This is a genomic window from Shewanella jiangmenensis (assembly GCF_018596335.1).
GTDB lineage: Bacteria > Pseudomonadota > Gammaproteobacteria > Enterobacterales > Shewanellaceae > Shewanella > Shewanella jiangmenensis.
This window is the reverse complement of the sequence record NZ_JAHEPS010000008.1, coordinates 65,366-87,210: the sequence shown is the minus strand read 5'-3', so window position 1 is coordinate 87,210 and position 21,845 is coordinate 65,366. Positions and strand designations below refer to the sequence as shown.

The 21,845-nt window shown below is 55.5% G+C and carries 22 protein-coding genes; 7 read left to right on the top strand and 15 right to left on the bottom strand.

Going from position 1 to position 21,845, the window contains the following annotated elements; genetic code table 11:
* The first annotated feature begins 40 nt into the window (after positions 1-40).
* Positions 41-796 (top strand): glycosyltransferase family 2 protein, encoded by a 756-nt coding sequence (locus tag KJI95_RS16710; RefSeq protein WP_214508338.1) that lies wholly within the window; start codon positions 41-43, stop codon positions 794-796.
* On the opposite strand, the gene KJI95_RS16705 is transcribed toward KJI95_RS16710, so the two are convergent.
* From KJI95_RS16705 to KJI95_RS16695, 3 genes are all read right to left on the bottom strand, one after another.
* Positions 761-1,615, bottom strand: coding sequence for a glycosyltransferase family 2 protein (locus KJI95_RS16705; protein WP_250885908.1), 855 nt, complete (start codon positions 1,613-1,615; stop codon positions 761-763). The genes KJI95_RS16710 and KJI95_RS16705 overlap by 36 nt on opposite strands.
* Positions 1,616-1,802: 187 nt before the next feature.
* Positions 1,803-2,825, bottom strand: a complete 1,023-nt coding sequence (locus tag KJI95_RS16700; protein ID WP_214508337.1) for a glycosyltransferase — start codon at positions 2,823-2,825, stop codon at positions 1,803-1,805.
* On the bottom strand, positions 2,825-3,580 hold the full coding sequence (locus KJI95_RS16695) for a glycosyltransferase family 2 protein (RefSeq protein WP_214508336.1): 756 nt from the start codon (positions 3,578-3,580) through the stop codon (positions 2,825-2,827). The genes KJI95_RS16700 and KJI95_RS16695 overlap by 1 nt, the downstream gene beginning before the upstream one ends.
* Positions 3,581-3,758: 178 nt before the next feature.
* On the opposite strand from KJI95_RS16695, the gene KJI95_RS16690 reads away from it, so the two are divergent.
* From KJI95_RS16690 to KJI95_RS16680, 3 genes are read left to right on the top strand one after another with little or no spacing between them, the layout of a single operon-like run.
* Complete coding sequence (locus KJI95_RS16690; RefSeq protein ID WP_214508335.1) at positions 3,759-4,523, top strand: glycosyltransferase family 25 protein; 765 nt, start codon at positions 3,759-3,761, stop codon at positions 4,521-4,523.
* A gap of 2 nt (positions 4,524-4,525) precedes the next feature.
* Positions 4,526-5,011 (top strand): pantetheine-phosphate adenylyltransferase, encoded by a 486-nt coding sequence (coaD, locus tag KJI95_RS16685; protein ID WP_214508334.1) that lies wholly within the window; start codon positions 4,526-4,528, stop codon positions 5,009-5,011.
* 19 nt (positions 5,012-5,030) lie between these two features.
* Positions 5,031-6,515: a capsule assembly Wzi family protein gene (locus KJI95_RS16680; protein WP_214508333.1), complete on the top strand. Its 1,485-nt coding sequence runs from the start codon at positions 5,031-5,033 to the stop codon at positions 6,513-6,515.
* 162 nt (positions 6,516-6,677) lie between these two features.
* Here KJI95_RS16680 and KJI95_RS16675 read toward each other — a convergent pair whose 3' ends face one another.
* The 9 genes from KJI95_RS16675 to KJI95_RS16635 form a co-directional block, all read right to left on the bottom strand.
* Positions 6,678-7,568: a DMT family transporter gene (locus KJI95_RS16675; RefSeq protein WP_214508332.1), complete on the bottom strand. Its 891-nt coding sequence runs from the start codon at positions 7,566-7,568 to the stop codon at positions 6,678-6,680.
* Positions 7,569-7,759: 191 nt separating this feature from the next.
* The gene (gene mutM, locus KJI95_RS16670) at positions 7,760-8,575 is read right to left on the bottom strand and encodes a bifunctional DNA-formamidopyrimidine glycosylase/DNA-(apurinic or apyrimidinic site) lyase (RefSeq protein ID WP_214508331.1); all 816 of its coding nucleotides are present in this window, start codon (positions 8,573-8,575) and stop codon (positions 7,760-7,762) included.
* A gap of 132 nt (positions 8,576-8,707) precedes the next feature.
* Positions 8,708-9,151, bottom strand: coding sequence for a hypothetical protein (locus KJI95_RS16665; protein ID WP_214508330.1), 444 nt, complete (start codon positions 9,149-9,151; stop codon positions 8,708-8,710).
* A 74-nt stretch (positions 9,152-9,225) separates the two neighbouring features.
* Positions 9,226-10,209, bottom strand: coding sequence for a GTP 3',8-cyclase MoaA (gene moaA / locus KJI95_RS16660; RefSeq protein ID WP_214508329.1), 984 nt, complete (start codon positions 10,207-10,209; stop codon positions 9,226-9,228).
* Positions 10,210-10,218: 9 nt separating this feature from the next.
* The gene (locus tag KJI95_RS16655; RefSeq protein ID WP_214508328.1) at positions 10,219-12,033 is read right to left on the bottom strand and encodes a bifunctional molybdopterin-guanine dinucleotide biosynthesis adaptor protein MobB/molybdopterin molybdotransferase MoeA; all 1,815 of its coding nucleotides are present in this window, start codon (positions 12,031-12,033) and stop codon (positions 10,219-10,221) included.
* 16 nt (positions 12,034-12,049) lie between these two features.
* On the bottom strand, positions 12,050-12,640 hold the full coding sequence (gene mobA, locus KJI95_RS16650) for a molybdenum cofactor guanylyltransferase MobA (RefSeq protein ID WP_214508327.1): 591 nt from the start codon (positions 12,638-12,640) through the stop codon (positions 12,050-12,052).
* Positions 12,624-13,319 (bottom strand): ABC transporter ATP-binding protein, encoded by a 696-nt coding sequence (locus tag KJI95_RS16645; protein WP_214508326.1) that lies wholly within the window; start codon positions 13,317-13,319, stop codon positions 12,624-12,626. The genes mobA and KJI95_RS16645 overlap by 17 nt, the downstream gene beginning before the upstream one ends.
* Entirely contained in the window at positions 13,319-14,026 is a 708-nt protein-coding gene (locus tag KJI95_RS16640) for an ABC transporter permease (protein WP_214508325.1), read from the bottom strand. The genes KJI95_RS16645 and KJI95_RS16640 overlap by 1 nt, the downstream gene beginning before the upstream one ends.
* Complete coding sequence (locus KJI95_RS16635; protein WP_214508324.1) at positions 14,023-14,832, bottom strand: ABC transporter substrate-binding protein; 810 nt, start codon at positions 14,830-14,832, stop codon at positions 14,023-14,025. Before KJI95_RS16635 ends, KJI95_RS16640 begins: the two co-directional genes overlap by 4 nt.
* Positions 14,833-15,106: 274 nt before the next feature.
* Here KJI95_RS16635 and KJI95_RS16630 point away from each other — a divergent pair, with 274 nt between their 5' ends.
* Both KJI95_RS16630 and KJI95_RS16625 read left to right on the top strand, forming a co-directional pair.
* Positions 15,107-16,492 carry a sigma-54-dependent transcriptional regulator gene (locus KJI95_RS16630; RefSeq protein WP_214508323.1) on the top strand — a complete coding sequence of 462 codons (1,386 nt, stop codon included), beginning with the start codon at positions 15,107-15,109 and terminating at the stop codon, positions 16,490-16,492.
* Positions 16,493-16,494: 2 nt separating this feature from the next.
* Entirely contained in the window at positions 16,495-18,621 is a 2,127-nt protein-coding gene (locus KJI95_RS16625) for a sensor histidine kinase (RefSeq protein WP_214508322.1), read from the top strand.
* Between the two features lie 440 nt (positions 18,622-19,061).
* On the opposite strand, the gene KJI95_RS16620 is transcribed toward KJI95_RS16625, so the two are convergent.
* The 3 genes from KJI95_RS16620 to KJI95_RS16610 form a co-directional block, all read right to left on the bottom strand.
* Positions 19,062-19,226, bottom strand: a complete 165-nt coding sequence (locus KJI95_RS16620; protein WP_214508321.1) for a hypothetical protein — start codon at positions 19,224-19,226, stop codon at positions 19,062-19,064.
* Between the two features lie 278 nt (positions 19,227-19,504).
* A complete protein-coding gene (locus KJI95_RS16615) occupies positions 19,505-19,966 on the bottom strand; it encodes a GNAT family N-acetyltransferase (protein WP_214508320.1) in 462 nt (153 codons plus the stop codon).
* An 82-nt stretch (positions 19,967-20,048) separates the two neighbouring features.
* Entirely contained in the window at positions 20,049-20,708 is a 660-nt protein-coding gene (locus KJI95_RS16610; protein ID WP_214508319.1) for a 7-cyano-7-deazaguanine/7-aminomethyl-7-deazaguanine transporter, read from the bottom strand.
* Positions 20,709-20,968: 260 nt separating this feature from the next.
* Here KJI95_RS16610 and KJI95_RS16605 point away from each other — a divergent pair, with 260 nt between their 5' ends.
* The gene (locus KJI95_RS16605) at positions 20,969-21,712 is read left to right on the top strand and encodes a substrate-binding periplasmic protein (RefSeq protein WP_214508318.1); all 744 of its coding nucleotides are present in this window, start codon (positions 20,969-20,971) and stop codon (positions 21,710-21,712) included.
* Positions 21,713-21,845: the final 133 nt, after the last annotated feature.

The following is a 21,845-nucleotide window of genomic DNA, read 5'->3' as shown; positions in this document are numbered from 1 at the left end:
TGTGCTCAGCATAAAGACGGATTTCAATCCAAGGATTTTTATGACCCAACGTGACGTCGCTCTGGTGATTACCAGCTGCAACAGATTCGATTTGCTTGAAGATACCCTGCGAAGCTTTTTTGCCTTCAACACCTATCCCATCAAGCAGCACATCATTGTGGAAGACAGCCATAACATCGCCAAGCTGCGCGCGACCCTGGCCAAGTTCCCCGGGGTGGATTTCACTGTGCTGCACAATGACCCGCAGCTTGGGCAGATGAAAAGCATCGACCGGGCCTATGCCGAGGTGCGCTGCGATTACATTTTTCACTGTGAGGATGACTGGGAGTTTTATCGCAAGGGCTTTATCGAGGATTCGTTCAAGGTGCTCGACAGCGATGAGAAGATAGTGACTGTGTGGCTAAGAGAGCAGGACGACACCAACGGTCATCCGGTGGCGCCTGAGATTTATAAAACGGCGGATGCCGAGGCTTTGCCATATCAGCAGATGATCACCCATCACCGCAAGCATGAAAAAGCAGATTTATGGCATGGGTTTACCTTTAATCCCGGCCTGCGTCGCTTAAAGGATTACCAGCTGGTGGCGCCCATCAGCAGTTATTCAGGGGAGCGTACCCTGTCTGAAGCCTATTTCTCCCACGGTTTTCGCGGCGCGATTTTCCCCAAGGGTTATGTACGCCACATAGGCGACCATCGCGGTATCCGCTATAAGCTGACAACGCCGTTGTGGGTTAAAGATTTGTCAGTATCGTTTCGCCGTTTACGCCGAAAGCTGGCAGCGCTGGTCGGCCGCTGAGGTCGGCGCCGGGCGCTCATTCACACACTCATTCAGGCCCTGGTCGCAGCGTACTTTACGCTCGGCCAGGCAGGCCTCAAACAGCAGGTTGTTTTTCTCAAGTGCCGCTTTGCAGTTCTCTTTGTGATACAGATGAAAGGCAACCCCGGCAAATTTCAGTACTTTGCGTTTAAGCCCCAGGTGTAACAGCCGGGCGGCAAATTCTTTGTCTTCCGGTCCCCAACCCTCAAAACCAATATTAAAGCCGTTGATGGCCAGCGCATCGGCGCGCCAAAAGGCGAGGTTGCAGGCATGTATGCTGTCGGCCGAGCTGCATTTTGACATCGCCACCTGCCGGGACAGCCAGGCGAAGCGCAGCGCCGTGCTGCGCCCCCGATACAGGCCTGTTGAAAAGACGCTGGGCACCAATCCTGAGTTAATGACTTTGTCACTGAGCGCTGCAGTCATGCGGGCGCGTTTGCCGCTGACAAAGTGCCCGCGTGCCGCTGCCTTCAGGTGATCGGCGATAAAGTGGCGCTGCAATACCAGGTCACCATCAATCAGCACTATGTAATCACCCTTGGCTTTGGCGATGGCCTTGTTGCGGCTCATGGCAACCCTGAAGCCCTTATCCTCTTGCCAGCTGTGAATCAGCGGCACCGGAAACCGCGCCTGAAAATCTGCAATCAGCGAAGCAGTGGCCTCGGTTGAACCGTCATCGGCGATGATCACTTCATCGGGCAGACGCGATTGGCGCAGCACCGATTCGAGCACGCACTTGAGCGCCTCGGGCCAGTTGTAAGTGGTAACAATCAAAGAGACAGACAGAGCTTCGGACATAGTCGCAGACAGAAAACGAATATTCCGGACATTATATTGTTTTAAGCGTATGTGGCGTAATGAAAATAGGTTAATTAACCATTTCGTTGGATTGGTTAACTTCGCATTTACATTTTGTCATGGTTTGCACGAGAGCCACTAACCAAGCGGCAGCAAAGTCGCGCAGAAATGTTGGGCAGCAAGCCTTTCAGAGCGTGGCTACAAAGGCTTCAAAGGCGTCGGTCACTGCCGCTGTGGCGTAATGCTCTGGCAGCGGTTTGGTAAAAGACTGAGGGTTTGCCAAAGCGTGCGCGATAACCTCGCCTAACTGCGATTCATCGTTTACCAGCCCGGGAAACTCTTTACCAAGCACTTCGCACCCGCCCAGGGTCGCCGTGCTGACCATGGGGATATTCAGTGCCATGGCTTCGAGCAGCACATAGCCCATGGTTTCTGTATCAGAACTGAGCACCAGACAGGATGCCTGCTTAAGCAGAGGAAAGGGGTTATACAGATTGCCGGTAAATACCAGGTTATCTGCTACCCCAAGTTCGGTGGCAAGCGCCAGCAAACCGGGAATGCGGGGCCGGGAATCGTCCTGCTCTTTACCGACAAACACCAATTTATGGCCATGCAGTGCCGGGGTTTGTGCATAGGCACGAATGAGCCTGTCCTGCCTTTTTTCAGCGCTGATGCGGCCGATGTGAATAAGGTAAGGCTCCGCTATGGCGTGGGTAGGCGTTTGCTGCGCCTTAAGTTGCACGGCCTGCTCATCAAAAGGGTTGTTGATTACCCTGTGCTGCCGTCCGGTCCAGTGACTGAGCTCATCAGCCATCGCGCGGGACACCAGAATTTCGCGGCCACGATAGCGTTTGCGTGCCTTAAATCGATTCAGCAGGCGCGTAAACCCGCCGCGACCCTCGCGATAGGGGGCGCAGCAGTCGCTGTGGATAATGGCGATGGTGGCATCTTTGGGGGCATGGCGATGGCCGACGTTATCAACCAGCACCAGTTGCTCATTTTCCTTTGGCTGGTATTGCCTGAGCCACTTTTTATCTATGGCACGCACCGCATCAAAGCCCTGCCAGTGGCTTGCTTCTTCGCTGCTGAATGTGCCAAGGCAGAGGATTTCTACCCTGTGGCCACGGCGTTGCAGCGTCTTGCCAAGCAAGGCTGTTGCCAGCTCAGCGCCGCCCGGGGCCAACTGGCGCAGTACAAAACGGTAGTGCATTAGGGTTTGTTGTTTTCGTGGAATTCGTACAACTTGGCCTCTTTCAAAAAGGCGTAATAGGCTTCCATCACCGACAGAATAAAGCCGCGTTTGCCGGAAAAGATTTTACGTTGCAGCAGGTATTCTTTTAAAAACACCAGCGGGAATACCAGCAGTAATTTGGCGAGGGAATAGCGTTTACCCTTCACAAACTTCTCGTTGGCTTTGAGTGTTGAATAAGTGTTGTTTTTGGTGGTGATAGCTGAAATGGAATCGTAGCCGTAATGATCGAAGGCGTGATTGATGAATATTTCCTTGCCATCCACCGAGGCACTTTCGTGGGCCATGCGTGAGTCGTCAAAGTGCGATTTGGACTTTTTATAAAAGCGATGATTGTTGGCTTTTTTGCTGAAGCGCGACAGGGGTTTGCCGATGAAAATATCGTTGCGCCAGAAGCGCACGCTGTCGGCCTTGTCCTGTGCCATTATGTCGCGAAATGCAGCCACCAATTCAGGGTTAATGGCTTCGTCACCATCGAGATTAAGTACCCACTCGTGCTTGCAAAGCGACATCGCATATTGTTTTTGCTTGGCATATCCCATCCAGTCGTGGTGGTGAATGCTGGCGCCATAGGCTTTGGCTATCTCGAGGGTTTTGTCGGTACTGCCTGAGTCCACCAGGATGATTTCATCCATGTCCTGCACGCTGGCCAGGGTTTTGGCCAGATGCTTTTCTTCATTCTTGGTGATGATAAAGACACTGATGGGCAGCTTCATTGAAATCTCGACTCTCCGGGTTAAGCTGCGGATTATATCATTTGTCGCGCCCTTGTCTTGTTAACTCGGTTTTATCCGTCTTTGAGACAGAATGAATTTAACACCGCTTGTGGTACTATCCGGCCAATTAGTTGGTGTACGGCGGCGATATCGCGGCTGATGAAGGGAAACAGTTCTGATGAAATTTAAGGTCCTGGTGATCAATCTGGACTCCAGTGTCGACAGATTGACTTCAATGCAACAACAGCTCGACCAGCTCGGGCTGGCCTTTGAGCGCATCAGCGCCGTGCGCGGCAGTTTGCTGAGCGCCGACGAAAAGGCAAAGGTGTATGACCTTAAGGCCAATCAGGCCAAGTACGACAAAGTGCTCAACGATGGCGAAATCGGCTGCTATCTAAGCCACGTGCGCAGCTGGGAAAAAATCCTCGAAGACGACCTGGATTTTGCGCTGGTGCTGGAAGATGATGCGATTTTAACCCCTGAAATCACTGGGTTTATCAGCAAGCTGGCAGAGCTGTCCCTGGACTGGGATTACATCAAGCTGTCCCACGGCAGCAAGACCAAACGTATCGAGCAACAGCTTGATTTGGGGGATGGCCTGTCGCTTGGCACCTGTCTTAAGCTGCCATCCACCACCACAGGGCAGTTTGTCTCGGCCAGCGGCGCGAAAAAACTGCTCGCGAGCGCCTATCCGATTGCCCGCCCCATCGACATGGATATTCAATACTGGTTTGAGAAAGACCTGCGCTGCCTGGTAACCCGGCCGTTTCCGGTGCTTAATGGCGACTTTGGCAGCGAAATCAATAAGACCGCCGATCGCCGCCAGGTAGAGCGCAATCGCCTCAAACGCCTGTGGCAAAAACTGACTTATGAAACAGGCCTGTGGCTCTCCCGCTCGCGGATGGGAACCCTGCCTGTTCCACTGAAGCGAGAGGAGCGCTGAGCATGCATACCCGTGCCATCTATCCGGGCACCTTTGACCCGGTCACCAACGGCCATGCCGATTTGATTGAACGTGCCGCCAATCTGTTCAAGCAGGTGGTGATAGGTGTTGCTGCAAGCCCGTCAAAACAGCCGCGTTTTTCATTGGAAAAGCGGGTGGAGCTGCTGAAAAAGGTCACTGCCCATTTGGACAATGTGGAAGTGGTGGGATTTACCGGGCTGCTGGTGGATTTTGCCAAGGAACAACAGGCCAGTGTGCTGGTGCGTGGTCTGCGTGCGGTATCGGATTTTGAATACGAGTTTCAGCTCGCCAACATGAACCGCCGCCTGAGCCCTGACCTTGAAAGCGTGTTTTTGACACCGGCTGAAGAAAACTCCTTTATCTCTTCTACTCTGGTGAAGGAAGTGGCCTTGCATGGCGGTGATGTCAGCCAGTTTGTTCATCCCGAGGTTGCCAAAGAGCTATTGGCGCTGCCCCGCAAAAAGTGATTAACGAAAAGGGATTTCGATGAAGTACGTAACACTCTCAGCCCTGAGTCTGGCCATGCTTGCCACTCAGGCCCACGCGGCTCCCTGGGTCGACAGTTCAGATTTGTACCTTCGCGCCGACATTCAGGCGCTGGCGGATGCCGGCGTTATCACTATGCCGGTCAACACCTTCCCGCTGATGTGGGCAGGGATTGGTGCCGATTTGACCAAGGCCGAGCCGGCACTGATGAGCGCCGATGTGGCCGCTGCCTATGCCAGGGTTAATTACTACTACCGCCAGGCGGTAGATAACAGCGGCAACACCCGTATCAAGGGCACCGCGGCGACCGATCCGGCCCGCTTTCAGCACTACGGCAGTGATTACCGTGAAAAAGCCGAGTTCAAAGCGTCCCATGAATACATGAACAGCCGCTTTGCTTTTAAAGTGTCGGCGTCTGCCAATTATGAGGCGCAGGACGACAAAGATTTTCGCTTCGATGACTCCTGGGCCGCTGTGGTATTGGGTAACTGGGTTATCAGTGCCGGCACCATGGAGCAGTGGTGGGGCCCGGGGTTTGATACCGCGCTGCACAAGTCGAGCAATGCCCGCCCCATGCCCTCGGTGATGCTGAGCCGCAACAATGCTTCCGCCTTCGAAACGCCCTGGCTGTCGTGGATTGGTCCCTGGACCCTGACCACGGGGATCAGTTGGATGGACGATGAGCGCGCCATCAAGGATGCGCTGCTGTGGAATTTCCGCGGCACTCTGCGCCCTATCAAACAGCTGGAAATCGGCGCTTCCTGGACGGCGCAGATGTGCGGTGAAGGGCAGGACTGCGGCTTTGATACCTTCTGGGACACCATCAGCGGTGGCGGTGAGTGCGCCGATGGTTCGCTGGACTGCGATCCTGAGTTAAACTCGCGTCTAGGCAACCAAATGGCCGGCTGGGATATTCGCTATGGCGATACCTGGTTTGATGTGCCGGTTGGCCTGTATATCGAGCGCACCTGTGAGGACTCAAGCGGCCCCATGCCGTGGGATCTGGCGGACTGCGCCAAGATGGTTGGGGCGGATACCCGCTTTGGCAACAAAGAGCAGCAGTACAAGCTGTTCCTCGAGTACACAGATACCCTGGTTGCCTGTGGCACCGACAGCAACAGCTTTAACTGTTTCTACGAGCACACCACTTACCTTTCTGGCTCCCGCTATTATCGCCGCTCGCTTGGCTCGACCTACGACAGCGATGCCGAAACCTGGGTGCTGGGGCTTATTGGTCAGTTCAGCGACAGCAAGGGCATCAATGCCTTTGTGCGCTATGCGCAGCTGAATAAGGACGGCGTCAGTACCGGGAATAAATGGGCACCGCAGCCTGTGAAAGAAGATCTGCTGATGCTGGAGGTCTCCTACCGTCAACCTCTGCTCAAAGGCATGGTGACTGTGGGCGGCACTGTCTCCAAGTCGGACTATGAGACCGACAGCAGCAATGACGCCACTGTGTTTGGCAGCTACGAATACCGCTTCTGAGCATCAGCTTGCAGCTAAACACACAGCAAAAAGCCCCGGGTTCGGGGCTTTTTTGTATCGCTTTGCTGACTAGATGCTAGGCTGATTCGAACTATGTGCTGCCCGGGTTAAGTCACTCTTTCTTTGAACGAGAAGCTGTGAACAAGATTCAGCGCGCAAACATCAGTGGGCGAGAATAAGCACTGTCCCCGCCACAGTCATGGCGGCGCCAAGCCAGGCGCCGATGGCGGGGCTTTTGCGGTACACAAGCCACAGCAGCGGCAATACCAGAATTGGGCTGACCGAGGACAGAATCGCCACCAGACCGGCATTGCCGTGCTTGAGTGCCTGCAAAATCAGGGTCATCCCCAGCACCATAGACAAGGCGGCGTTGCCGACTGTCAGCGCCAGCACCTTGGGCGTAGCCGGGGTTTTGGCCTTGGCAACCGAAAAGCCCAGTACCAGCAGCGCGAAGTGAAGCGCAAAGGCAGTACTCATACGCACTGCTGAGGCGGCCACCGCATCGATATCGGTTTCCATCAGGGGTTTTAGCATCAAGGTCGAGGCCGATTGACACAGAGCCGACAGCAATGCCAACGCAATACCGCGCTTTATCTGATAGTTACCCGATTCCCAGGCATGCTCCTCGCCCTTGCGTTTGCCAAACAGGATAGCGGTCATCACGCCGCTGATGAGCAGCGAACTGCCAATCAGGGTCCAGCCCCAGAGGGTTTCGCCGAGAAACAGATACGCCAGCAGCGCTGAAAACAGCGAATGCGTGGCAAACAGAACGCCTGCGCGGCGTGGGCCGAGGCGGTTCATGGCGGCAAACAGCGCCGTATCACCAATAAAGATACCTATGATGCCCGACACGGCGAGCAGCCACAGGCTATCCGCTGTCAGGGTTTGCCAGCTGCCCATTACCAGTGCAATCAGCCACAGCATCAGGCTGGCGCTCAGCATCCTCAGCCGGGTAAAGGCAAAGGCACCCAAATGGGTAGAGGCGGTGGCAGACATCAAACTGCCAACGGCCCAGCAGGCCGCAGCCAGCAGGGCGAGATATTCGTAACTCAAGGGCTTAACCCACTCTGAACAAAACCGCACACAACACGGCAAAAGGAGCGCCATTATAGGAAGTGTACCGGCTGCGCTCCAGTATGCTTTTGTTCTATGGAAGTCGGCTTTTTCGCGGTAAAGCTGTTATAGGTTAATAATATTCACCTGTAATATTGCTATATCATGATTTGCCGCAAATGCAGATGAAATTATTTCTTCTGGCAGAGTGCGCAAAACACGGTCGTCCTTTGCCCGAGGCGAATTTCAGACAAGAGATGGCCGCACTCGCTGCAGGGCTCGCCACCCCGGCCATACACATGCAGCTTCTGGGCAAAGTAGCCCGGTTTACCATCGGCATTGGTAAAGTCCTTAAGCGTGGTGCCGCCTTGCTTGATGGCGTGGGCGAGAATGGTTTTTACCTCGGCACTGAGTACTGTCAGGCGCTCTGCATCCACCTTGCCGGCTTCGGCCTCGGGATGGATACCGGCGGCAAACAGCGCCTCGTTGGCGTAAATATTTCCCACACCCACGACGATGGCGTTATCCATCAGGCACAGCTTGATGGCCTTTTTCTTGCCCTTGAGTGCGGCAATAAGGTAATCGGCATGAAAGGCCGCTGACAGCGGCTCAGGGCCGAGTTTCTCAAGCAGCGGATGGGCTTCTTCCGGCAGCTCGCACCAAAGCCAGGCGCCAAAGCGGCGCGGGTCGTTAAACCTCAGCACTCGGCCATTTTGCAGCACCAAATCAATATGATCGTGCTTTTCAATTGGCGTGTCTTTGGGCAGTACCCGCAAACTGCCGGACATGCCCAGATGCACTATGCTGGTGCCGGCGTCTGTGTCGATAAGCAGGTATTTGGCGCGGCGGCGCACGGCGCGAATGGTTTGGCCGACGATGCGCTGGGCAAGCTCAGGCACAGGCCAGCGCAGGCTGGCGTTACGGACTATCAGGGCGTCAACCACATTGCCTTCAAGGTGCGGCGCAATTCCCTGACGGGTGACTTCTACTTCCGGTAATTCTGGCATGGGTGTTCCTGCTAATCAGATAAAACGTCAGCGAATGATGATTCAGTGCGTGACTAATATTCTGTGCGTAATCAATATTCGGTGCATGACCAAGATTCCGCACATGACCAAGATTCCGCACATGACAAAGAGTCAGTGTGAGCTTGTAAGCTTGGGCTCGATTGCCGCACGCAGGCTTGGCGGCACCAGATACCAGCGCCCCTGGGGAGATTTCAGTATTCCTTCGTCAAACAACAGCCATGCCTGCGGCTCACGCTCGCCAATACGGATAACCAACTCGCGCGGATCGCTTGTGGCCAAAGGAGCTTCACTGAGCGGCGAAACCTTAAGCCCAAGCCAGGCCTTGCCCCATGCGTCGCAATTGCTGATGCCCTCATCGCACACAAAGCGCCCGTCTGTGCGCTCAAGGGACAGGCCATCCAATTGCAGTGAGGTCAGGGGCGTGGTGTCATCGAACAGCGGCGCCGCGTCGTCCGGCATGCCGTTCATCTGCTTATCGAGCAAGGTCAGCACCGACACCATAAGGATGCAGGCGATGATAATGATGTTATTCCAGGTTCGGCGCTTGAGAGCCATGGCAGTCTCACCCCATAAAAACACAGTGCCAGCGTGATGCTGGCACTGAGTGTAACATGGCAACGGCTTAAGGTTCAGCCGCCGGTGGCGTTCATAAAGCGCAGGATTTGCACTTCACCTGTATCAAACCTGTGCTCGCGCGGTTTGAGTGGCATGGCGGCGCTGATGGCTGCCTTAAGGCGTTCAACATCGCCGGGATGCTGGCGCAGTACGGCTTTGAGATCCACCGAATGCTCGTTGCCAAGACACAGCAGCAGTCTGCCTTCCACGGTAACCCGCACCCGATTGCATTCGTGGCAAAAGTTATGGCTGTGGGGCGAGATAAAGCCAACATGGATTGGACTGTCGCTCATCCGGTAATAGCGCGCCGGGCCACCGGTGCGTTTGTCTGAAAGCTCAAGCGGATAGCGGGTCTCTATTATGGCTCGCACCGTGTCGCTGGATAAGTGGCGGGATGACTCCCGCTCATCCATCATCCCAATCGGCATTTCTTCGATAAAGGCGATATCGAGTTTGCGGCTGCGGCAAAACTCCAGCAGATCGAGTATTTCATCGTCGTTCTGGTCTTTTAAAATCACCGAGTTGATTTTGATGCGTTTAAAGCCGGCGGCAATGGCGGCATCTATGCCTGCCACGACCCGCTCAAGCTTGCCATTACGGGTCAGCGCCGAGAAACGCTCGCCCTTTAAGGTATCCAGACTGATGTTAAGCCGCTTAAGACCGGCGGCTTTCAGCGCAGGTGCGAGTTTGGCAAGCCGCGAGCCATTGGTGGTCATCGACAGGTCGTCGAGCCCCGGTAAATTGCCAAGTTCCCGTACCAGGGCTTCGCAGTCGCTGCGCACCAGCGGCTCGCCGCCGGTGAGGCGGATTTTTTTCACCCCAAGTTCGGTAAAGGCGCGGCCGATAAGCGCCAGCTCTTCAAGGCTAAGCACCTGCTCTTTGGGTAAAAAACAGGGCTCTTCTTCCATGCAGTAAACGCAGCGAAAATCGCAGCGGTCGGTGACCGACAGGCGCAGGTACTCCACCGTCCGGCCAAAACTGTCGCAAAGGGTTTGCATGATGCGACCTTAGAGCAAATCGGCGAAGGGCTGGATGTAAACCGTGCTGCCCGCGGGCAGATGTTCATCCGGCTCGCCAATCACAATCAGGCAGTTACCCTTGACCATGGAACTCAGCATGCCCGAGCCCTGTGCGCCTGTGGTTTTCACGTGCAGGCGGCCATCGTCACCGAGGCGGTAAATACCACGGAAAAACTCGGTGCGGCCGGTGCGGCTTCGCAGCGGCTCATCTGTGATGGCCGGAATGAACTTGGGCTCGCAGGACTTTTCGCCGGCGAGTTTGCGCAGCGCCGGCTGCACAAATTGCAGGAAGGACACCATCACGGCCACCGGATTGCCGGGCAGGCCGAAAAACAGTGCCTTGTCTATTTCACCTTTCGCTATTTCACCAAAGGCGAGCGGACGGCCGGGGCGCATGTTGATACGCCAAAAGCCAATCTGACCAAGTTTGGCCAGCGCAGTCTTGATGTAATCGGCATCGCCCACCGATACGCCGCCGGAGCTTATCACCACATCGGCGCGGCTGGCGCCGTCTTTGAGCGCCGCGATGAGGCTCGCTTCGCTGTCTTCGATAATGCCTAAGTCGATGACTTCGCAGCCGAGGCGTTTGGCCATGGCCTTGATGGTAAAGCGGTTGGAGTCGTAAATGCAGCTGGGTTTAAGCTCATCGCCCGGCGCCGAGACTTCATCGCCGGTAGAAAATACCGCGATGCGTGGGCGGCGATTCACCTTTACCTTGTCAAAACCAAGGGATGCCAAAAGACCGGTAGCAGCGGCATCGATACGGCTGGCGCCGGGCAGTGCCACCGAGCCTTCGGCTATGTCTTCACCGGCAAGGCGCACGTGCTGGCCAAGGGTCAGTTTGCCAATGAGGCTCACGTTGTCGCCCTTATCGTCGGCCATCTCCCGCGGCTGCACCGAGTCAGCGCCGGCTGGCAGCGGCGCGCCGGTCATAATGCGCACGGCTTCTCCTGGGCCAACGGTGCCATCAAAGCCGTGGCCCGCAAACGAGCTGCCGATGATAGACAGCGACTCAGGCATGGGCTCAGTAAAGCGAAAGGCAAAGCCATCCATTGCCGAGTTGGTTTGCTGGGGCACATCCACCGGGGAAATCGCATCTTTGTTGAGCACACGGCCATCGAGTTCGTCCAGTGACACCAGCTCGGTGTCAGTTAGCGGGCGCACCTTTGACAGAATGGCATCCAGCCCCTGACGCACCGACAGGGTTTGGCTCATGTCGGCTTCGCAGCCGCAGCTTGGCGCAATTGGCAGCGCAGGCGCCGCCGGACACCAGTTGCGGATATGGTTTTCGACAAAGTCGGCGATATTGCTGACGTTGTTGATATCAAGCCTTGGGGTGTCGCCGGGTAACACTGTGTCGTCACAGCAGGCCACCGCCAGAATGTTGGGATCTTCGGTATGGATAAATGGCTTGCCGTGGGCGGCGCGGTGCAGCTCAATCTTTGGCAGGGCGAGCTTTTTAAAGCCTTCGACCAGTACTATATCGACCTTGTCGGCTTCGATTTGCTTAAGCAGGTGGGTGAGTTCTGGGTCTGAGTCGCGGGTATCTTCGGTCATCAGCGCCCAGCGTACGTGTGAGGCAACCAACATCTGGCGGGCGCCGGCTTTACGCAGCTCGTAGCTGTCTTTGCCGGGCACATCCACCTCAAAATTGTGGTGAGCATGCTTGATAACCGCAAGCCTGAGGCCGCGACGATTGAGCTCAGGAATAAGCTTCAGCAGCAGGGTGGTTTTGCCGGTGCCGCTGTAGGCACAAAAGCCCAGAACCGGAATGGGCAGCGGATTGTGGAAGGCTGTGGTCATGCTCACCTCTGAAAATTTACTGAGTCAGCGCCTGGGTTAATTGTTCTACTTGCTCTGGCGTATTGACGTTTACAAAGGCATTGGGCTGGTCGGCAAAGGACTCCACCGCTACCTTGTGTTTGGCGTACCAAAAATCGATTTTGCGCTCACCGGCATCCAAAAATGCCTTCATCGAATCGCGAAGGCTTGGCTTGAGCAGCATCACGACCGGCTGCTCGTACTCGCCATCGCTGGCGACGGCTACATCGGCATCGGCGGCGTCCATGGCGGCCTTGAGCCTAGGTACCAAATCTGTTGGCAGGCAAGGGCAGTCGCAGGGCACTACCAACAAGAGGTCGGCCTGGGTTTTACCCATGGCGGCGACCATGCCTGCCAGTGGCCCCAAAAAGCCGCTGTCGTCGTCGCCAAAGACTGTGTCTGAGTACAGAGCATACCGACTTTGATTGCGGTTGGCGTTGATCAGGATCTCCTTAACCTGCGGCCGGATGCGGTCTATGGCGTGCTCAATCATGGGTTTGCCGATTAATTCGACAAGTCCCTTGTCCTGACCGCCCATTCGTCGGGCCTGGCCACCGGCAAGGATCACAGCATCAATTCGCAAGGACATAGTGGGTTTCCTGTGAAGGTGTGAAACGAATATCAAGATTGGTGGCGATACGGCCATCCTGAATAAGCCATCGACTGGTGCACAGCGCAGTGAGCTGGCCATGCTGGTGGCTGGCAATCAACAGCCCGGTGCCATCGGCTTTAAGCCTGGCCGTCATGGCCAGCACCAGCTCGCGGGATTCTTTGTCCATGTTGGACACGGGCTCATCCAGCATCAGCAGCCTTGGCTTAAGCAGCCAGGCGCGGGCGATGGCAAGGCGCTGGCGCTCGCCGCCGGAAAGATGACTCGCCTGGCTTTTGGCCAGATGGCCGAGTTTGGCAAGTTCCAGCGCCTCGGCGATGGCGCTGCCTGCGCTATCAGCCGGTGCTAACTCAAGTGCCAGCTTTAGATTGTCTTTGACTGTACCGTCATACAGATACGGATGCTGATGCAGGTATACAGCGCAGCCATTGAGGGTATTTTTTTGCCACAACTTTTTGGTGGCAAAGCCTTCGGCGCTGACACTGCCGCTGCTTGGCGTTTGCAGCCCGGCAAGAATTTTCATCAGCGTGGTTTTGCCGCTGCCGTTATCGCCCATTAAATAAATACAGTCGCCTTCGGCAAAGTGCAGATTGGCGCCGCTGAACAGTTGCCGCTGCTGGAATTGCATGCCCAGATCACGGGCTATAATGCTTGCCATCAGTGACTCCTTACTTGGTTTTTGCCGCGCAGGCTGCCAAGGGCAAAGTTCATAATAATCGCCAGAAACAGCAGCACCAGCCCTAAGGCGATGGCCTGGGCAAAATCGCCCTTGCTGGTTTCAAGCGCAATGGCGGTGGGGATGTTGCGGGTGACATACTCGATATTGCCGCCCACCATCATGGAGCAGCCGACTTCAGTTACAATCCGCGAAAAGGCGGCGATAACCGCCAGCAGCAGTGGCCCGCGCAGCTCACGGCAGACCATCATAATTGCCCGTGGCAGTGAGGCGCCGAGGGTGAGGGCGGTTTCCCAGGCGCGGCGGTCGGCGCTGGTAAAGGCGGCCTGGCTCATGGCAATCAGCACCGGGGCGCAAATCAACATCTGCCCCAAAATCATGCCCTTTTGAGTAAACAGCCAGCGCAGGTCGCCAAGGGGGCCCATGCGTGAAAGCAGCAAATACACCAAGAGCCCAATCACCACGGTGGGGATGGACTGCAGGGTTTGCACCAGATTAAGCACAAAATTGCGGCCGCGAAACTGGGTAAATGCCAACACAAAGCCCAGCAGCACCGACGGTAGCAGGGTAATAAGCAGCGCCGCCAGCGATACGCCGAACGACACCCAGATGATGGACCAAACGTCCTTATCGAGGGAAAACAGCAGGCCGAGGGCCTGCTGTATTAATGCAAACCAGCCTTCATTCATTGACGATAGGTAGCCTTGAAGAGTTGCTCTCCCTGTACCTTGAAGTCATTGATCTTTTGCTGTCCCTCAGCACTGATCAGCCAGTCACTCAGCGCCTTGGCACCCTTGTGATTAAGGTTAGGGAACTTGGCAGAGTTAATCAGGATCACCTGATAGGGGTTAGCCAAAGTGGCGCCGCCATCAAAATCCACACCCAAATCCAGCTTGCCCTTGTAGGCCACGTAGGTGCCGCGGTCGGACAGGGTGTAGCCCTGCAGCTCATTGGTCATCAGCAGGGTTTTGCCCATGCCCTGACCCACAGAGGTGTAGCCTTTAAACTCGGGTTTAACCCCGGCAGCAGCCCAGATTTCCAGTTCTTTTTTGTGGGTGCCTGAGTCGTCACCACGGGAGATAAAAGGTACGCCTGAGGCGGCAATCTTGCCAAAGGCTTCTTCGGCATTGGCGCTGCCTTTGATTTTGGCCGGGTCATTTTGGGGGCCGAGGATCACAAAGTCGTTTTCCATGATGCCGCGCGGCTCACTGCCAAAACCCTCTTCAACAAACTTGGCTTCAGCGGCGGGGGCGTGGGTCATCACCAGATCCACATCGCCCTGACGGCCCAGAGCCAGCGCCTTGCCGGTGCCGGTCGCAATCACCTGAACCTTGTAACCGCTCAGGGATTCGAAGGCGGGCAGAAGCTCCTTCAGCAGGCCTGAGTTTTCGGTGCTGGTGGTGGTAGCAAGCTTTATCACTTCTTCGGCGTGGGCCGGGGTGATGCTGATAAGGGCGGCGAGTGTGGCTCCTAACAGGTGTTTGCTGCTGAACATTGTATCTCCTTGGCGTACGTCCATGCCTTTAAGTGTTGCAACCGGCGCGTACCGGATGCGGCTGCCTGCTGTTTAGCAATTTGAATGCCAACGAATATATAGGGATTTGCTTCACAATCCTGAGACCAAAGTGTGAAGCAGGTCGCAAGTGCAGCAAAAAAACGCCAGACAAATTGTCCCAGTCGCCATTTTGGCTGGTCCATAGTGACCTATTGGCCATATGGTGGTGATAGAATGAACGCATATTGCGTCAAAATGTCCAGAAGAAGACAAGATGAACCAGCCAGATGTTGCCAAACCCCTGCCGACCGCCGTTTCCGTACTCATAGTTGATGATGAGCCGGGGATGCGCTCGTTTCTCAATAAAGCCCTGTCGAAAAAGTTTGCCCTGGTGGAAACCGCCGGCAGCGTTGAAGAGGCAGAGCAGCTGCGCAGCCGTTGCCATTTTGATTTGCTGATTGTGGATATTCGCCTGCCGGGCCGCTCCGGCATTGAGTGGCATGAGGCCTTAAATGATGAAGAGCGCCGCTCCGACATCATCTTTATGACCGGCTACGCCGACATGGAAGTGGCGATTCAGGCGCTGCGCGCCGGTGCCTCTGACTTTATTCTCAAGCCATTTCACCTCGAGCAGATGATGAAGGCGGTGGACCGCGCCATTGAGCGGCGCTTGCTTAAGCGCGAAAACCTGATGCTGCGCCGCGAAGTGTCTATCGGTTACTCCTCGACCATCATAGGCAACAGCGCCGCCATGCAGGAGGTGAAGTCCATCATAGCGCGGGTCGCGCCCACCAATGCCGTGGTGCTGATTGAAGGCGAATCCGGTACAGGCAAAGAGCTGGTGGCGCGTCAGCTGCATCAGCTCTCGGGCCGCCATGGACCTTTTGTGCCGGTTAACTGCGGCGCTATTGCGCCTGAGCTGCTCGAAAGCGAACTCTTTGGCCATGCTGCCGGCTCCTTTACCGGCGCCAAGGGCGCGCGGGAAGGCCTGTTCAGTTTTGCCTCCGGCGGCACCATATTCCTTGATGAAATCGGCGAGATGCCGCTCAAGATGCAAACTGCGCTGCTGCGGGTCCTCGAGCAAAAAGCCATCCGGCCGGTGGGCAGCGAAAAAGAAGTCTCCATCGATGTGCGCGTGGTCGCGGCCACCAACCGCAAACTCGCCGATGAGGTGGAAGCGGGGCATTTTCGCCGCGACCTTTATTACCGCCTCAATGTGCTTGAAATCCGCATTCCACCGCTGAGGGAGCGCCCCGAGGATGTGGTGGAGCTGACCCATCACTTTACCCGCATGCTCGGCGCCGAGCTTGGGGTGCGGGAGCTGGTGTGGAGCCATGAAGATCTGACCAAATTGCAGCAGCACGAGTGGCCGGGCAATATCCGCGAGCTGCGTAACATGATTGAGCGCTGTATTTTGCTGGGTAAACCGCCGGCGGAATACTGGAAGCAAAGCGTGAAGGCGCCGGAGCCGGGCCAGTTTGGTTATCCGCTGGAGTGGCCGCTCAAGGACGTGGAAAAACACCATGTGCTGGCGGTCGTTGAGGCCCATGGCGGCAATAAGTCGGCCGCGGCCCGCGAGCTTGGGGTGTCGCGAAAGACCCTCGATCGCAAGTTCAAAGAATGGTTTGGAACCGACACTGACAGCGGTGAGGAGGACTGAGTATGTCGTTCTTCACCCAGCTTTTTGGCGTTGACTGGCGCCAGATGCAGGCCAAGGTGCGCTATCGCATTCTCATTCTGACCCTGTTGCCGATTTTGCTGACCCTGGTGAGTCTGGTGTTTATCACCATTTACTGGAACATCAGCTACACGGGGCAGCAGCTGTTTATGAAGGTGAAGGCCGACCTGACTGTGGCCAACAATACCCTGGAGCAGGTGCAGCGCCAGCAGGAAAAACAGCTGGAAAACCTGCTTGGCTCCTGGGAGTTTCAGAGCCATTTTCGCCGTGAACTGTCGAGTGCGGCCGCCCCGAGTCATGCGCTTGAAGATTATCTGGCCGAGCGGCGCGAATCGCTGGATCTCGACTTTTTGCGTCTGGTCAGCGTCGAGCAGGCCGCCGCCGATCCGGATTTGCGCCACATGCTGCCCAAGGTGAAGTCGGGCGATCCCTTTTCTGGCCTGATGGTGCTTTCTTCCAAGCGTTTGGCGCGGCTTGACCCTGTGCTTGCCGAGCGGGCGCGGCTTGAAATCTTGCCAACCCAACGCGCCGATGCGCCCGACCGCGAGCAGGAAGACCGCGGCATGCTGAGCCGCAGCCTGATGCCCATCGCCGATGACTCGGGCACAGTGGGCTGGTATCTCGATGGCGGCATTTTGCTTAACCGCGATATCCGCATTGTCGACCATATTCGCGATCTGGTGTACGACAAGGGTACGCTGCCCGAGCGCTCCATCGGCACTGTGACCATCTTTTTGGACAATGTGCGTATCAGCACCAACGTGCCGCTGCATTTTTTCCCCCGCGACGGTGAAGACAAGGGCCGGGCACTGGGCAGTCTGGTGTCGGAAGAGGTGCGCCATAAGGTGCTGACCCAGGGCCAGACCTGGGTTGACCGCGCCTTTGTGTACAACGACTGGTTCATCTCGGCCTACGCGCCGCTAACCGATGTGCGCGGCGAGCGTATCGGGATGATTTACACAGGCTTTTCAGAAGCGCCCTTTATTCACAACTACCTGCTGAACATCATAGAGCTTGGCACCATTCTGATGTTGGTGCTCCTGGTGTCGGGCATGTTGGTGTACCGCGGCGCTTACAGTCTGCTGCAGCCTATCGAGCGTATTCACCATGTGGTGCAGGCGGTGCAATCGGGCCGCAATGTGCGCATTGGTGAGCTGGGGCTTGAGAAAGACAATGAACTTGCCAACCTCGCCGAGCAGTTCGACCGCATGTTGGACTTGCTGCAGCGGCGCAATACTCAAATTCAGGCGGCGGCCGAGCAGCTTGAACTGAAAGTAGAGGAGCGCACCCGCAGTTTGCAGGAGAAGACCGAAGAGCTGCAGCGTAACGTTGCTTTGCTCAACGAAACCCGGGCACAGCTGGTGACCAACGAAAAACTCACCGCCCTTGGCGAGCTCACCGCCGGTATTGCCCATGAAATCAATAATCCCACTGCTGTTATCCTTGGCAATATGGAGCTGTTGCGCTCAGAGCTTGGCGACGACGCCAGGCGGGTGGATGAAGAAATCGATTTGGTGATACAGCAGGTTGGCCGTATCAGCACCATTATTCGCAGCCTGCTGCAATACAGCCGCCCGGGCGAATTTAATGCGCCGCTGGAGATGCATCAGATAACGCCGATCATCGAGGAGATGCTGGTGCTGGTGCGTCACTCCATCAAGCGACAGGAAGTGGTACTTATTCAGGAGCTTAATGCCAGCTGTCCGGTTGAGGTGAATCGGCCGCAGCTGCTGCAGGTGCTGATTAATCTGGTGGTTAACGCCGCCCACGCGATGGACGGTAAGGGCCGGATCTGGATCCGTACCAGCGATTGGGTCGTACGCGACGAGCCGGTCGGGGTCAAAATTGACATCGAAGACGAAGGCTGCGGCATAGCGCCTGAGCTGCTTGGGCGGATCTTCGACCCCTTTTATACCACCCGCAAGGACGGCACAGGCTTGGGGCTGTCGTTAAGCTACGGCATCATCAAGCGCATAGGCGGCACGATTGAAGTCAGCTCAACCCAGGGCAAGGGCACGGTATTTACCATTGGTTTGTACCACAAGGCTCGGGAAGAGCGCGGGCAGAATCCCTATGAAGGGCTGATGCTGGGTAACGCATCGCTTCAATAGTGGCAGCAATAAGCGCGTCAATAAACTCAGTAACACGCCCAAGCGATCGGCTACGCATTTAAGCGATGAATTTGAGACCCGAATTCAAGTGAAAAACTGAAGTCAAAAGCTTGTGTGAAGAGCTTAAGCGAATAGCTGGGGCGACCAAGCCAAGAACGTGAGCAACGCTAAAGCGGTGAACTTCGGTAACGAGCTTAGGTAAGGGTGTACGAAACACAGATGGGAGCAGAGCCTGAGGAAATCACCCAACGCACTGCTTTTTAGATAAAAAAAGAACCGGGTCGGGAGACCCGGTCACAAAGTGTGTGTGAGCAATGTCGTGCATGTCAACTCAGAGACACCAACCCTGCGAAGCGGTGGGAGATGAGTTTTGGAACGCGAGTTAATAATAATCATTCTCATTTAATTTGCAATCGACTTTGCTGCTTTTTCGTCAATCTTTACATTGTCAATTCTAAAGTCTTATCTAACCAATTGAAATAAAAGCTTTGATTCAGTGCCAAAGCCAAAGCCAAAGCCAAAGCCAAAGCCAAAGCCAAAGCCAAAGCCAAAGCCAAAGCCAAAGCCAAAGCCAAAGCCAAAGCCAAAGCCAAAGCCAAAGCCAAAGCCAAAGCCGGAATTGATTCAGAGGCGGGTGAGAGACAAAGACTGCCGCGCCTTAACGCTGGTGGCAAAAGTAACAGATAAAAAAAAGCCGGGTGATGAACCCGGCCACTAAAGAGAGTGTGAGCAATGTCGTGCTTTGCAAACTCAGGAACACCATAACCCGAAGAATTTCGCTTCAGTCAGGATGAGTTTTGGAACGCAAGTTAACGATAATCATTCTCAATTGAGTTTGCAAGCACTTTATTCGCTTTCACTACTTTCGATTGGCTTTTAGCCGTTACACCAGTGCTTTTTGCAGACTGATTTTGTGCTCGGCCAAGGGCAGACCGTCGCTGTTGATGGCGGCTATATGATAGCGATTTTGCACCAACATGGTCAGCATGGCTGGGAAGCGGTTGCGGGTCTTCACCTTAAGCTGCTGGTAGCCTTGCTGTTTTGCCCAGTTCTCCTGGGTGTCGAGCATTTGTTTGGCGAGCCCAAGCTGACGATAGTCAGGGCAAACGCCGCCGAGCCAGCTATAAAACTCGCCGGGAGCCTTTTCGTAGCCAAGTTTGAAACCCGCGAGTTCCCCTTCTACAAAACAGAGCAGCAGCAAGGCTTTTGCCGTGCCAATGCGCTGCAGCATAGCGTCGGCGTTGACCGGCGCATCAAATTCCGGAATGCGGCGCATCAGCTCGGCCGCCTGGGCGGCATCCGCCAGGGTAACAGGGCTAATGGTTTGAATTTGAATGGAGTACATCTCTTTCTCCCAAATAAGAACCGCCCATAAATGGGCGGCTGCACAAAAACTGGCCGGATTATAACAGGTCTGGCCAGTTGATTCAGCAATATTGGCCGTCGTCGCCCCGGCGCAGGATGCGCTCCTGCAGCAATTTCAGCAATACGCCGTAAGCGGGCAGGAACAGACCAACGCTCACCAGCAACTTGAAGCCGTAATCAACGGCCGCGATTTCGACCCAGTGCTCGGCCATAAAGGCATCGCTGGAGGCATAAAAGGCAACACTGAAAAACACCAGCGTATCAAGCAGATTACCGGCAACTGTCGAGGCGGCCGGCGCCACCCACCAACGGCTGCTCTGGCGCAGGCGGTCGAACACCCGAATGTCCATCAGTTGGCCAAAGAGGTAGGCCGCGAAGGATGCCAGTGCAATCCGGAATACGAAGCTGTTGAATTCACCCGCCGCAGCAAAACCTTGCCAGGCTCCCTGATGGAACAGCACGCCAATAAAGTAGGAAATCAGCAGCGCCGGCACCATGGCGCGGAAAATAATCCGTCTTGCCGCTTGCTGACCAAAGATGCGCACGGTCAAATCGGTTGCCAGATACACAAAGGGAAAGCTGAAAGCGCCCCAGGTTGTGTGGAAACCAAAAAGCTGAAATGGAAGTTGAACCAAATAGTTACTGGCGCTAATCACCAGTATGTGAAATCCCGCAAGCAGGAAAAGCGCGCGTCTGAACTGCGCGTCAGTCAATTGCAACATAGTGTGACCTTTTTATTTGGGTTGGCGGGGTGAGGGAACCCGCAATGATGGAATGGCTGATGCCGGTTTGACGCCGAGCTTTTACTCAAAAGCAGTGGCGGGCTGCGAATTATAAGAATCAAGCGCCGGAACGCAAGCGAAAAGCTCACAAAATCACCGCTTCTGTCTCAATCCACTACAATTAAGATCCGCAGTTACGATGCCAGCTTTGGGTTCGCATTTGAGTGTCGTTACTGCAAAACCGCCGCGAAGGAGGGTTCATGCTGACGTTTAAGCGGTTATTCGTGTTGATATTTTGCTGCCTTACCATCCTCGTACCGGCTAGCCACGCTCAGGCTGAGCCGGTGCAGATCCGCGTGGTGACAGCCGCCTGGCTTGGTTATGCCAATGCCGAGGGTGAAGGTTATTACTTCGACCTGCTCAGGCGCGCATTTCCGGCGCCGGACTGGGAGTTGCAGGTCACTGTGGTGCCGTTTGCCCGCAGCATCCAGCTGGTGAAGCACGGCAAAGCCGACCTGGTACTCGGCCTGTACCGTGGTGATTTGGCGCCCGGCCTTTACAGCGCTGAGCCGGTTGAACTTGATAAAGTGGATGTTGCGCTGACCCCTGCGATGGCGCGGGACTGGCACGGGCTGGATTCGCTCGCACAGCGCAAGGTGCAGGCCTATCTCGCCTATGGCTTTAATCGGCTCATCCCCGAACCCATGTATTATGAAGAAACCAGCAGCCTTGACGATATGCTGCGAAATTTAAACGATGGCCGTATCGATGCGGTGCTCGACTATCGTCCGGGTATAGAGGCGGCGGCTGGCCGTATCGGCAACCGGCAGTTTGAAATTCTTGATGATGTAATCAGCGCCGAGGTGTATTTCGGCTTTGCCGACACCCCTTTTGGCGCATCGCTTAAACTGCACTTTGACCAGGCGCATCGTGAGCTTATCGACAGCGGTGAGCAGGCAAGCATGTACGACCGCACCCAAAGGGAGCTTGGGCTAAAGCCTTGATGCATCGAAATTCTACAAAACCTTGAATTTCAATCCGTATCGACCGGATGAGTGGGCAAGTTTGTATGACCGCATCCAACAATGCGAGTTTGGGCTAAAGCCTTGAGGCGCTTAAATTCTTAAAAGCGAAGTC

What these genes read in the sequence shown, in the direction of transcription:
- KJI95_RS16605 (WP_214508318.1), top strand. Translation starts at nt 20,969, where the DNA reads ATGCTGACGTTTAAGCGGTTATTCGTGTTGATATTTTGCTGCCTTACC.
- KJI95_RS16690 (WP_214508335.1), top strand. Translation starts at nt 3,759, where the DNA reads ATGAAATTTAAGGTCCTGGTGATCAATCTGGACTCCAGTGTCGACAGA.
- KJI95_RS16695 (WP_214508336.1), bottom strand. Translation starts at nt 3,580, where the DNA reads ATGAAGCTGCCCATCAGTGTCTTTATCATCACCAAGAATGAAGAAAAG.
- KJI95_RS16665 (WP_214508330.1), bottom strand. Translation starts at nt 9,151, where the DNA reads ATGGCTCTCAAGCGCCGAACCTGGAATAACATCATTATCATCGCCTGC.
- mutM (WP_214508331.1), bottom strand. Translation starts at nt 8,575, where the DNA reads ATGCCAGAATTACCGGAAGTAGAAGTCACCCGTCAGGGAATTGCGCCG.
- KJI95_RS16710 (WP_214508338.1), top strand. Translation starts at nt 41, where the DNA reads ATGACCCAACGTGACGTCGCTCTGGTGATTACCAGCTGCAACAGATTC.
- KJI95_RS16615 (WP_214508320.1), bottom strand. Translation starts at nt 19,966, where the DNA reads ATGTACTCCATTCAAATTCAAACCATTAGCCCTGTTACCCTGGCGGAT.
- KJI95_RS16705 (WP_250885908.1), bottom strand. Translation starts at nt 1,615, where the DNA reads ATGTCCGAAGCTCTGTCTGTCTCTTTGATTGTTACCACTTACAACTGG.
- KJI95_RS16655 (WP_214508328.1), bottom strand. Translation starts at nt 12,033, where the DNA reads ATGACCACAGCCTTCCACAATCCGCTGCCCATTCCGGTTCTGGGCTTT.
- moaA (WP_214508329.1), bottom strand. Translation starts at nt 10,209, where the DNA reads ATGCAAACCCTTTGCGACAGTTTTGGCCGGACGGTGGAGTACCTGCGC.
- KJI95_RS16630 (WP_214508323.1), top strand. Translation starts at nt 15,107, where the DNA reads ATGAACCAGCCAGATGTTGCCAAACCCCTGCCGACCGCCGTTTCCGTA.
- KJI95_RS16610 (WP_214508319.1), bottom strand. Translation starts at nt 20,708, where the DNA reads ATGTTGCAATTGACTGACGCGCAGTTCAGACGCGCGCTTTTCCTGCTT.
- KJI95_RS16625 (WP_214508322.1), top strand. Translation starts at nt 16,495, where the DNA reads ATGTCGTTCTTCACCCAGCTTTTTGGCGTTGACTGGCGCCAGATGCAG.
- KJI95_RS16700 (WP_214508337.1), bottom strand. Translation starts at nt 2,825, where the DNA reads ATGCACTACCGTTTTGTACTGCGCCAGTTGGCCCCGGGCGGCGCTGAG.
- KJI95_RS16635 (WP_214508324.1), bottom strand. Translation starts at nt 14,832, where the DNA reads ATGTTCAGCAGCAAACACCTGTTAGGAGCCACACTCGCCGCCCTTATC.
- mobA (WP_214508327.1), bottom strand. Translation starts at nt 12,640, where the DNA reads ATGTCCTTGCGAATTGATGCTGTGATCCTTGCCGGTGGCCAGGCCCGA.
- KJI95_RS16640 (WP_214508325.1), bottom strand. Translation starts at nt 14,026, where the DNA reads ATGAATGAAGGCTGGTTTGCATTAATACAGCAGGCCCTCGGCCTGCTG.
- KJI95_RS16680 (WP_214508333.1), top strand. Translation starts at nt 5,031, where the DNA reads ATGAAGTACGTAACACTCTCAGCCCTGAGTCTGGCCATGCTTGCCACT.
- coaD (WP_214508334.1), top strand. Translation starts at nt 4,526, where the DNA reads ATGCATACCCGTGCCATCTATCCGGGCACCTTTGACCCGGTCACCAAC.
- KJI95_RS16645 (WP_214508326.1), bottom strand. Translation starts at nt 13,319, where the DNA reads ATGGCAAGCATTATAGCCCGTGATCTGGGCATGCAATTCCAGCAGCGG.